Consider the following 8,867-nt stretch of genomic DNA (forward strand, 5'->3'; position numbering starts at 1 on the left):
GATCGACGACATGACGCCGCGCGAGATGTACAACATGCTGCGCGACGCCCGCGCCGACATCATGTTGTCCGGTGGCCGCTCGCAGTTTGTGGCACTCAAAGCGCGCATGCCCTGGCTGGACATCAACCAGGAACGTCATCACCCCTACGGTGGGTATGAAGGCATGGTCGAGCTGGTGCGCGAGATTGACCGCGCCATCTACAACCCGGTCTGGCAACAGGTGCGCATCCCCGCGCCCTGGGGTGACGATGGCGAAACCCTGGGTGCGGTGTCACCTGTCGGGAGGGCATGAACATGGCGCGCGTTGTTGAATCCAAAAAAGCCTGCACGGTCAATCCGCTCAAGATGAGCCAGCCGCTGGGCGCGAGTTTTGCCTTCCTCGGGCTGGATGCCTGCATGCCGGTGATGCACGGCTCGCAGGGCTGCACCTCGTTCGGCCTGGTGCTGCTGGTGCGCCACTTCAAGGAAGCGATCCCGCTGCAGACCACGGCCATGAACGAGGTCACCTCCATCCTCGGCGGCTACGACAACATTGAAGCGGCGCTGCTCAACATCCGCAAGCGCGCCGCGCCCAAAATCATCGCCATCTGCTCCACCGGCCTGACCGAAACCAAGGGCGACGATGTGGACGGCTACATCGTGACGGCACGCAAGCGCAAGCCCGAACTCGATGACACCGAGATCGTCTACGTCTCGACGCCCGACTACGTGGGCGCCTTCGAGGATGGTTACAAACATGCCATCACCGCCATCGTGAAGACATTGGTGAAACCGCTGCCGGTGAAGGCGGACCAGATCACCTTGCTGCCCGGCAGCCATCTGTCGCCGGGTGACATTGACGAGTTGCGCGAGGTCATCGAAGCCTTTGGCCTCTCGGTCATCGTGCTGTCCGATATTTCCGGCTCGCTGGACGGTCACATTCCGCCCGACTGGCGCGGCACCACGCTGGGCGGCACGACCGTGGAAGAGATTCGCGCGGCCGGCGCATCAAGCTTCACCATCGGTGTGGGCGAGCAGACGCGTGAGGGCGCCGAGGCGCTGCAAACCATTGCCGGCACGCCGCTGGAAATCTTCGAGCGCCTGACCGGGCTGGAGGTGAATGACCGCCTGCTGCAACGCCTGGCGCAGCTCTCTGGCCGTGCCGTGCCGACCAAATACCGGCGTCAACGCAGCCAGCTGCTGGATGCCATGCTGGACGGTCATTTCTACACCGGCGGGGTCAAGGTGGCGATTGGGGCCGAACCCGACTTGCTGCTGGCAGTGGGCAGTCTGTTGCACGAGATGGGCGCCGAGCTGCGCTGCTGCATCAGCACCACCAAGTCCCCCGCGCATGCGCTGCTGCCGGCTGAACAAGTCGTGCTGGGTGACCTGGAAGACCTGGAGACGGGTGCTGCCGACTGCGACCTGCTGATCACGCATTCGCATGGTCGCCAGGCGGCGGAGCGTCTGAACAAGCCCTTGCTGCGCATCGGCTTTCCGGTGTTTGACCGCATTGGCAATGCGCACCGCCGCATGGTGGGCTACCGCGGCACCATGGACCTGATCTTCGAGATTGCCAACCTCATGATTGACCGGATTGAGCACCACCATCCAGGCGACTGGCCGCTGACGCCCGAGGCCCGGCGCGCGGCGACCGGCGTGCCAATCGCCGATTCAACCCTCACCCCCACGAACCTGGCCACGGCCAGTGCCTGACTCAACCTCAACCCAGGAGTGCCTTATGAAAATCGCCTTCGCTACCCAGGACAAAGAGCGCGTTGACGCGCACTTCGGCTGGGCCAAGAGCATCGTTGTTTATGACGTGTCGCCCGAGGGGCACCGCTTTATCGAGAGCTTCGACTTCGGCGACAAGCTGGAGGAAGACGGCGACGAGGACAAGCTTGCCCCCAAGCTGGAAGCGATCAAGGACGTCGCCATTCTCTACGTGGCCGCCATCGGTGGCTCCGGCGCGGCGCGCGTGGTGGCCATGAAGATCCACCCCATCAAGGTGTCGCAACCGGAATCGATTGCCGAAATTCTGGAGAAATTGCAGGGTGTGCTCAAGGGCACGCCACCGCCCTGGTTGCGCAAGGCGCTGGCCAAGGACAGCGAACGTTCTTTCGACTTTGAAGATGACGAGGTAACACCATGACTGAAGCAACAAGCACTGTTGAGGCCCCTGCCAGCAACGAAACCCTGATGGCCTTGCCATTTGTGCAGCAGCTGGTCAAGCAACTGCGTGCGCAGGACATCCACGGCACCTGGGACGGAAAAACCGACCTGGAATTGCTGAAGCCCTACATCCACACCGCCGAGGAGCGTCGCGCTTTGCCGATCCTGGGTGACCCGGACCCCGAGACGCTGTGGCATCTGGAGATTTTCTACAACGCGATTGCTGTGGCGGTCGAGCGCGAGACGGGTCAGATGGTCTCGCCCATGATGAAGATGAGCCACGAAGGTTTCGGCCGCATGGTCTTGATCGCTGGCCGCTTGGTGGTGGTCAACAAGCAGCTGCGCGACGTGCACCGCTTCGGCTTTCCGTCGCTGGCCAAACTGGCCGATGCCGGGAGCAAGTTCTTTGACGAAGCGGTGAGCATGATCAGAACCTATCCGGCCGTTGCGCAATACGGAGCCTGACCATGAGCAGCGACGCCGACGAACTCAAGACGCGACTGAAGAAGCTCAATGCCCGGGCCACGCAGGCCAAGATGGACCTGCATGACCTGTCCGAGGAACTGCCCACCAACTGGGAAAAGATCATTGAGGTCGCCCAGCACTGTCACGACGCCCATGCCGCGCTGATGGAGGCGCGCAAGGCCGCTGCCACATCAGCATCTTGAAGGCCTCCTACGACGGAGAACCAACCATGATCAACACCTTTAACGTCACCCTGCCCAGCGGCGCCACCTGGACACCGACCTTTGTGGCGGCCCTGAACGAAGAAAAATGCATCGGTTGCGGTCGCTGCTTCAAGGTCTGCCCGCGCGGCGTGCTCGAACTCGTTGGCCTGAATGAGGACGGCGAGCGCATTCGTGTGGACCTGGACGACGATGACGACGAGGAATACGAAAAGAAGGTCATGACGATTGCCCACCAGGAGCTGTGCATCGGCTGCACCGCCTGCTCCAGGATTTGCCCGAAAAAGTGCTACAGCCACGCGGCCGCACTGGTGTGAGCCACCATGGATGCGCATATGGTTCCGACACCTGACTGGAATGCGCTGGCCGGGCGGATGGAGGCCCGGCGCGACGAAATTGTCGATTTGATGAGCCTGCTGCGCGACCATGCCGATCCGGCGGCAGGTTCCGCCGCGGTAGTGGACACGGTTGCCTGGGCCATCGCTTGCGCCAGCCTGGGGGAAAACCATTTGTGGCAAGACCTTGGACTGCCTTCGCGGCTCGAACTCTCGGCGCTGATCGACCATTGGTTTCCTCGCCTCGCCGCCCGCAACACACACAACATGAAGTGGAAGAAATTTCTCTACAAACAGTTGTGCCTGCGCGAGGAGCTGCTCATCTGCAAGGCACCGAGTTGTGGCGTCTGCTCCGACCACGGAACGTGTTTCGGCCCCGAAGAGGCGTCGGCCGTCGCGCCGCACTGAACGCTGGCCCGTTACATAAAGAATGTCGCACCCATGTCGGACTCACTACGCAATTTTGACGGCTCGCCGCTGATCCTGTCGCTTCAGGTCGCCAGTGTGGCGACCCTGCTGGCGCTGGTGGTCGGCATAGCGCTGGGCTGGCTGTTCGCGCGCCGGCGCTTTCCCGGCAGCACGGTGCTGGAGGCGGCCTGCATGCTGCCACTGGTGCTGCCGCCTACGGTAATCGGCTACGGCATCCTGGTACTTGCCGGGCGGCGCAGCGCGCTGGGCAGTTGGCTACGCGAGCATTTCGACTACACCATCATTTTCAGTTGGCATGGCGCGGTCGTGGCGTCGGCCGTCGTGGCGCTGCCGCTGGTGCTCAAGTCGGCCAGCGCCGCGTTCGCCGGGGTCGACCGCACGTTGGAGGCCGCCGCGTGCACGCTGCGCCAGTCACCCTGGAGTGTGTTCATGCGCGTCACGCTACCGCTGGCGTGGCGCGGCATCCTGGCTGGCACGCTATTGGCCTTTGCTCGTGCCATGGGCGAGTTTGGCGCCTCGCTGATGGTGGCGGGCTCGATTCCGCACCAGACCCAGACCCTTTCCATGGCGATTTACGACGCGGTCCAAGCCGGTCAGGACGACGTAGCGTTGTTGCTTGTGCTTGTCACATCAGTCATCTCGATCGCAGTGCTGGTCGCTTCCAGCCGGTTCCTGTCTCTTCGCTAACCTTTCTGGAGTATTCGCCATGTGCTTCACACGTTTTCTCGGCACCGTTCTGGTTGCGATGCTGCCGCTGCTGGCCACTGCGCAGCAACTCACCGTCTCGGCCGCCGCCAGCCTGAACAATGTCTTCACCGAACTGGCGCCGAAGTTCGAAGTGGGCAAGCCGGGCGTCACACTGCGTTTCAACTTCGGGCCTTCAGGTGTGCTGCTCCAGCAGGTCGCCCAGGGCGCGCCGGTGGACTTGATCGCCAGCGCCGACCAGGCCACCGTCACGCGCGGCATCGAGCAGAAATTGTTGGATGCTGACTCCAAGCGCGACTTCGCGCGCAACACCGTGGTGCTGGTGGTGCCTGTGCAAGGTGCGCCGGATGTCAAGGCGCTCGCCGACCTGGCTTCCCCCCGTGTCAAACGCATCGCCATCGGCAAGGCCGCCACCGTGCCAGCCGGCCGCTATGCCAAGGAGGCGCTGGACTCGGCCCGGCTCTGGTCCGTGCTGGAGCCCAAGTTCGTGTTTGCCGACAACGTGCGCCAGGTGCTGGACTATGTCGCGCGCGGCGAAGTCGATGCGGGCTTTATCTACCGCACCGACGCTGCGCTCGGCGCCGGCAAGGTGAAGATCGTGCTCACGACGCAGGGCCACACACCGGTGAGCTATCCGGTGGTGGTGGTGAGCGAGAGCCGGAACAAGGCGCTGGCGAGAGACTTCATCGCCTTCCTGGCCACACCCCCGGCACTGGACGTGCTGGCGAAATACGGCTTCGGCAAGCCCTGAACAGGATGCCCCGATGATCGACATCGATCTGAACACCTCGGTCACGGACGGCACGCGCCGTTTTGATCTGGCCGTGCGCTTGGCCGCGGACGCGCCAGTGGTGGCGCTTTACGGGCCTTCTGGCGCGGGCAAGTCACTCACGCTTCAGTCCATCGCCGGGCTGTTGCGGCCCGCGGCCGGACATGTGCGCATCGGCGGGCGCACACTGTTCGATGCCAGCCGAGGCATCGACGTGCCGACGGCCGAGCGACGCGTGGGCTACCTGTTCCAGAACTACGCGTTATTTCCGCACTTGAGCGTGTGGGAGAACGTTGCTTTCGGGCTAACGAGCTGGTGGCGGCAACGCCCGTCGCCCCGTGATGCTGCGCGGGTGGACGGTCTGCTGCAGAGCTTTGGCCTAACCACCCTGGCGTACAGTCGGCCGGTCACGCTTTCGGGCGGCCAGCAGCAACGTGTTGCGCTGGCGCGGGCACTGGCCTGTGAACCCGCAGTGCTGTTGCTGGACGAGCCGTTTGCTGCGCTCAATCCGATGCTGCGGCAAGACCTGCGGCGGGAACTGGCGCAGGTGTGTGCACGCTGGCAGACGCCGGTCGTGATGATCACACACGACATCGACGACGTGCTGGCCCTGGCCGACGTCGCCTTCGTGATTGAAAACGGCCGGGCAGTGCGCGAGGTTGATGTGCGCCGTGGCGAAGGGCGCGAGATCGCTCAGCGACTGCTGCCCAAGCTCATAGTAGCGCCGCCCAGCGCCCGCGAACGGGCAGTGCGTACTCTGCTCAGAGTACCCGCCCATGGCTGACGCACCTGACTTTGGCGTATAGGTCAACCTTGTGTACATCCTCTCTCCTCTTCCTGATCCATTCGTGGATCGCAGGATAGGGCCGGGACTGGCCTCGTAGCCTGAACGAGGGAAATACAACTGCTTGGATGGGCAGTATGATGAAGCGCTTGCCAACCCATGAACACCCAAAGAAACTTTCATGCTCGACAGTCTTTCACCTTTTCTGCTGCATTGGGGCATCACAGCGATCTCGCTCTGGGTCACCAGCCTCCTGTTCCAGGGAATTCGGTTCAGCAGTACCTCTGCGTTAATCGTATCGGCACTGCTGCTGGGCTTTGCGAACGCCGTTGTCAAACCGCTGCTCATTGTCCTGACGTTGCCGTTGACGTTTTTGACATTCGGCCTGTTCCTGCTAGTGATCAACGCCTTGATGATTCTGCTGGTTTCGTCTCTGGTCACGGGCTTCAAGGTCTCAGGCTTCTGGACCGCGTTTTTTGCCAGTATTTTCATTTCCGTGCTCAGTTTCGCGATTGGCGCTATCTTGCCCAGTGACAGTCCGGCGCACGATATTCAGATGCCCCACAGCGGCATGTGGCTCTGACGAAGAAAGATCACCATGGCCTACCCTCCAGAATTCCTCAAGCTCGTTGACGAGTTCATTCATCTTGCCAACCGATTGGCCGAGGGCGGAAACGACGGAGAGGTAAGCGCCGCAATTTTGTTCGCCGCTGGTCGGTATAACGCCTTCAATTTCGTGTCCCGCAATGGTGCGGAACAAGATCGCGAGAAGGCGGTGGAGTTTTACGTGTCGGAGTACCGTAAAGCGCTTATCTCAAACATGGAGGGTGTTGTCGGACCTGTGGTCAAACCACAGGGCTAGAGACCAGTAACGCCGTCGGCACATTAACTGAATTGCGATCGGAGTCATCATGAAGTGGGAAGGCAATCGAGAGTCTGACAACGTCGACGACCGGCGCAATGAGGGCGGCAGTGGTTTTGGGGGCGGCCTGCTGGGCGGGCGCAGCATCGGCATTGGCACCGTCGTGGTGGCGCTGCTGGCCGGCTGGATTTTTGGCATCAACCCGCTCACCATCCTAAGCCTTTTGAGCGGGGGTGGCGGCTCACCGTCGGCCCAGGTACAGCAACAGGCGCCCGCACAAAAGCCACCGGCCGATGACCGCATGGCCGCCTTTGTGTCCACGGTGCTGGCCGATACCGAGGACGTCTGGAAAGACGTGTTCGCCAAGAGCGGCGGCACCTATCAGGAACCCCGACTGGTGCTGTTTCGCGGTGCGACGCAAACCGCCTGCGGTCAGGGACAGGCGGCGATGGGGCCTTTCTACTGCCCTGGCGATCAACGGGTGTACATCGACCTCGGTTTTTACGAAACCCTGAAAAACAGGCTTGGTGCGCCCGGCGATTTTGCCCAGGCCTATGTGATTGCCCACGAGGTGGGCCACCATGTGCAAAACCTGCTCGGCATCAGTGCCAAGATGGACCAGATGCGTGAACGCGTTAGCACGGCCGACTACAACACCCTGAGCGTGAAGCTTGAGTTGCAGGCCGACTGCTTTGCTGGCGTGTGGGCCAACCACGCCCAGAGCGCGCGCCAGATTCTGGAGCAGGGCGACGTGGAAGAAGCCATGAACGCAGCGGCCAAAATTGGCGACGACGCCTTGCAGCGTTCCAGCGGTGGCGCCACGGTGCCCGAGAGCTTCACCCACGGCACCAGCGCCCAACGCCAGCGCTGGTTTGATGCGGGGCTCAAGAACGGCAGTATCCAGACCTGTGACACCTTCAGCGCCCGGAGTCTGTAAACACAAATTGGCTAATTGAGGCCCATTGGGGCCAATAGCTATGTGGAATTTTTGTGAACCGAGGCAAAAGGGTCAATGGCTGTTGACTCTATGCTGGGCGTGGCTTCATGCAGTTGGTCGGGCACTGTAGCAGGCCATACGGCCGGCATCTTACTGTCATGAAACGCAACGGATTCCTGCCACAAGGACCAATCAGACTCCTCGTTGCCTTCAACCACTTCAGGAAGTGGGAGAGGCCGCGGTATGAGTCGCCTCTCCTTGGCTGTGGATGAAGTCTTGTTGAGTGCTTCTGTTTGCGTTGGTCTGCTCATTACAACTTTTGAATTCCTGAAAAAATTCAACATGGGCGCCCCTTACTTCTTTGACTTTGCTCCAATATATTCACCATCTGGCAACAGATTATCCTGCGGAATGGATACACGTTACCACCCCAATGATTCAGGCGGACTGGCGGAACGCCGTGATGGCGGTTGCTTCCTGGTGACTTGCCGCGTCAAAGGCTGCGCCTGCAGAATAATTGATTGCTAACTACCGACACCAGAATATGCCTTTTCCTACATCAGCTCAGTTGTTCGTCTGACATCGTTTGCGGGTGCAGCGCGTCATGATTGCTTTTACAACACGTCAAGGAGAAAGCCATGAGCCTCGGAACCCTACTTCTCATCATTCTGATCCTGATGCTGGTTGGGGTTATGCCAACCTGGCCGCACAGCAGGAGTTGGGGCTACGGACCCAGTGGTGCGTTGGGTCTGGTGGTGGTCATCATCATTGTGCTGCTGTTGATGGGGCGTCTGTGACAGGTCATTTTGCCCGACGGGCTGGTTGATGCGTCCTCGCTCAAGCTCCGCGCTGATTGGCGCGGTGGTATTGGCACTCGCCGCCTGCGGTGAGATGGCCACGCTGCCAATTTCAGCCGGCATCGGGCCGAAGCCGACCTTGCCAGCGCCACAGCGCACGCTGATTCCAACGGTGAACATCGCGCCCGCCAAGGGCTGGCTGCCTGGTGCGATGCCGCAGGCGGCACCGGGCACGCGCGTGAACGCGTTCGCCAGCGGCCTGGATCACCCACGCTGGCTTTTTGTACTACCTAAGCCGGACGAGCCGGAACCAAACAAGTAATACCATGCCACTTCATAGCTAACGGGGCACGATCATGGAAACACAACTGCTCAATCGTTACGCGGTCAACATGCACGGTGTGCTGTCGTG

The 8,867-nt window shown here is 61.3% G+C and carries 16 protein-coding genes; all 16 read left to right on the plus strand.

Features of this window, described 5'->3' with window-relative positions:
- Window positions 1–292, plus strand: a 292-nt coding sequence (locus WA157_RS17670; RefSeq protein ID WP_422622215.1) for a nitrogenase component 1, incomplete at its 5' end; no start/stop codon positions are given.
- A gap of 2 nt (window positions 293–294) precedes the next feature.
- Window positions 295–1,695, plus strand: coding sequence for a nitrogenase iron-molybdenum cofactor biosynthesis protein NifN (nifN, locus tag WA157_RS17675; RefSeq protein ID WP_422622216.1), 1,401 nt, complete (start codon window positions 295–297; stop codon window positions 1,693–1,695).
- 25 nt (window positions 1,696–1,720) lie between these two features.
- The gene (gene nifX / locus WA157_RS17680) at window positions 1,721–2,131 is read left to right on the plus strand and encodes a nitrogen fixation protein NifX (protein ID WP_422622217.1); all 411 of its coding nucleotides are present in this window, start codon (window positions 1,721–1,723) and stop codon (window positions 2,129–2,131) included.
- Window positions 2,128–2,616 (plus strand): NifX-associated nitrogen fixation protein, encoded by a 489-nt coding sequence (locus WA157_RS17685; protein WP_422622218.1) that lies wholly within the window; start codon window positions 2,128–2,130, stop codon window positions 2,614–2,616. The genes nifX and WA157_RS17685 overlap by 4 nt, the downstream gene beginning before the upstream one ends.
- Window positions 2,617–2,618: 2 nt before the next feature.
- The gene (locus WA157_RS17690; RefSeq protein ID WP_422622219.1) at window positions 2,619–2,819 is read left to right on the plus strand and encodes a CCE_0567 family metalloprotein; all 201 of its coding nucleotides are present in this window, start codon (window positions 2,619–2,621) and stop codon (window positions 2,817–2,819) included.
- 26 nt (window positions 2,820–2,845) lie between these two features.
- Entirely contained in the window at window positions 2,846–3,154 is a 309-nt protein-coding gene (gene fdxB / locus WA157_RS17695) for a ferredoxin III, nif-specific (RefSeq protein WP_422622220.1), read from the plus strand.
- Window positions 3,155–3,172: 18 nt separating this feature from the next.
- A complete protein-coding gene (locus WA157_RS17700; protein WP_422622221.1) occupies window positions 3,173–3,580 on the plus strand; it encodes a nitrogen fixation protein NifQ in 408 nt (135 codons plus the stop codon).
- A 33-nt stretch (window positions 3,581–3,613) separates the two neighbouring features.
- Window positions 3,614–4,288, plus strand: coding sequence for a molybdate ABC transporter permease subunit (gene modB / locus WA157_RS17705; RefSeq protein WP_422622222.1), 675 nt, complete (start codon window positions 3,614–3,616; stop codon window positions 4,286–4,288).
- A gap of 19 nt (window positions 4,289–4,307) precedes the next feature.
- On the plus strand, window positions 4,308–5,057 hold the full coding sequence (modA, locus tag WA157_RS17710) for a molybdate ABC transporter substrate-binding protein (protein WP_422622223.1): 750 nt from the start codon (window positions 4,308–4,310) through the stop codon (window positions 5,055–5,057).
- A 13-nt stretch (window positions 5,058–5,070) separates the two neighbouring features.
- A complete protein-coding gene (locus WA157_RS17715) occupies window positions 5,071–5,859 on the plus strand; it encodes a sulfate/molybdate ABC transporter ATP-binding protein (protein WP_422622224.1) in 789 nt (262 codons plus the stop codon).
- A 181-nt stretch (window positions 5,860–6,040) separates the two neighbouring features.
- Window positions 6,041–6,442: a phage holin family protein gene (locus tag WA157_RS17720; protein ID WP_422622225.1), complete on the plus strand. Its 402-nt coding sequence runs from the start codon at window positions 6,041–6,043 to the stop codon at window positions 6,440–6,442.
- A 15-nt stretch (window positions 6,443–6,457) separates the two neighbouring features.
- Entirely contained in the window at window positions 6,458–6,721 is a 264-nt protein-coding gene (locus WA157_RS17725; protein ID WP_422622226.1) for a DUF3144 domain-containing protein, read from the plus strand.
- A 49-nt stretch (window positions 6,722–6,770) separates the two neighbouring features.
- The gene (locus WA157_RS17730) at window positions 6,771–7,658 is read left to right on the plus strand and encodes a KPN_02809 family neutral zinc metallopeptidase (protein ID WP_422622227.1); all 888 of its coding nucleotides are present in this window, start codon (window positions 6,771–6,773) and stop codon (window positions 7,656–7,658) included.
- Window positions 7,659–7,901: 243 nt separating this feature from the next.
- Window positions 7,902–8,186, plus strand: a complete 285-nt coding sequence (locus WA157_RS17735; RefSeq protein WP_422622228.1) for a hypothetical protein — start codon at window positions 7,902–7,904, stop codon at window positions 8,184–8,186.
- Between the two features lie 110 nt (window positions 8,187–8,296).
- On the plus strand, window positions 8,297–8,455 hold the full coding sequence (locus WA157_RS17740) for a DUF3309 family protein (RefSeq protein WP_422622229.1): 159 nt from the start codon (window positions 8,297–8,299) through the stop codon (window positions 8,453–8,455).
- 28 nt (window positions 8,456–8,483) lie between these two features.
- On the plus strand, window positions 8,484–8,777 hold the full coding sequence (locus WA157_RS17745; protein WP_422622230.1) for a hypothetical protein: 294 nt from the start codon (window positions 8,484–8,486) through the stop codon (window positions 8,775–8,777).
- Window positions 8,778–8,867 lie beyond the last annotated feature (90 nt).

Source organism: Rhodoferax ferrireducens (genome assembly GCF_049302455.1).
Classification (GTDB): domain Bacteria; phylum Pseudomonadota; class Gammaproteobacteria; order Burkholderiales; family Burkholderiaceae_C; genus Rhodoferax; species Rhodoferax ferrireducens_B.

What these genes read in the sequence shown, in the direction of transcription:
- WA157_RS17745 (WP_422622230.1), top strand. Translation starts at nt 8,484, where the DNA reads ATGCGTCCTCGCTCAAGCTCCGCGCTGATTGGCGCGGTGGTATTGGCA.
- WA157_RS17685 (WP_422622218.1), top strand. Translation starts at nt 2,128, where the DNA reads ATGACTGAAGCAACAAGCACTGTTGAGGCCCCTGCCAGCAACGAAACC.
- nifN (WP_422622216.1), top strand. Translation starts at nt 295, where the DNA reads ATGGCGCGCGTTGTTGAATCCAAAAAAGCCTGCACGGTCAATCCGCTC.
- WA157_RS17700 (WP_422622221.1), top strand. Translation starts at nt 3,173, where the DNA reads ATGGTTCCGACACCTGACTGGAATGCGCTGGCCGGGCGGATGGAGGCC.
- WA157_RS17715 (WP_422622224.1), top strand. Translation starts at nt 5,071, where the DNA reads ATGATCGACATCGATCTGAACACCTCGGTCACGGACGGCACGCGCCGT.
- fdxB (WP_422622220.1), top strand. Translation starts at nt 2,846, where the DNA reads ATGATCAACACCTTTAACGTCACCCTGCCCAGCGGCGCCACCTGGACA.
- WA157_RS17730 (WP_422622227.1), top strand. Translation starts at nt 6,771, where the DNA reads ATGAAGTGGGAAGGCAATCGAGAGTCTGACAACGTCGACGACCGGCGC.
- modB (WP_422622222.1), top strand. Translation starts at nt 3,614, where the DNA reads ATGTCGGACTCACTACGCAATTTTGACGGCTCGCCGCTGATCCTGTCG.
- WA157_RS17725 (WP_422622226.1), top strand. Translation starts at nt 6,458, where the DNA reads ATGGCCTACCCTCCAGAATTCCTCAAGCTCGTTGACGAGTTCATTCAT.
- WA157_RS17720 (WP_422622225.1), top strand. Translation starts at nt 6,041, where the DNA reads ATGCTCGACAGTCTTTCACCTTTTCTGCTGCATTGGGGCATCACAGCG.
- WA157_RS17735 (WP_422622228.1), top strand. Translation starts at nt 7,902, where the DNA reads ATGAGTCGCCTCTCCTTGGCTGTGGATGAAGTCTTGTTGAGTGCTTCT.
- modA (WP_422622223.1), top strand. Translation starts at nt 4,308, where the DNA reads ATGTGCTTCACACGTTTTCTCGGCACCGTTCTGGTTGCGATGCTGCCG.
- WA157_RS17740 (WP_422622229.1), top strand. Translation starts at nt 8,297, where the DNA reads ATGAGCCTCGGAACCCTACTTCTCATCATTCTGATCCTGATGCTGGTT.
- WA157_RS17690 (WP_422622219.1), top strand. Translation starts at nt 2,619, where the DNA reads ATGAGCAGCGACGCCGACGAACTCAAGACGCGACTGAAGAAGCTCAAT.
- nifX (WP_422622217.1), top strand. Translation starts at nt 1,721, where the DNA reads ATGAAAATCGCCTTCGCTACCCAGGACAAAGAGCGCGTTGACGCGCAC.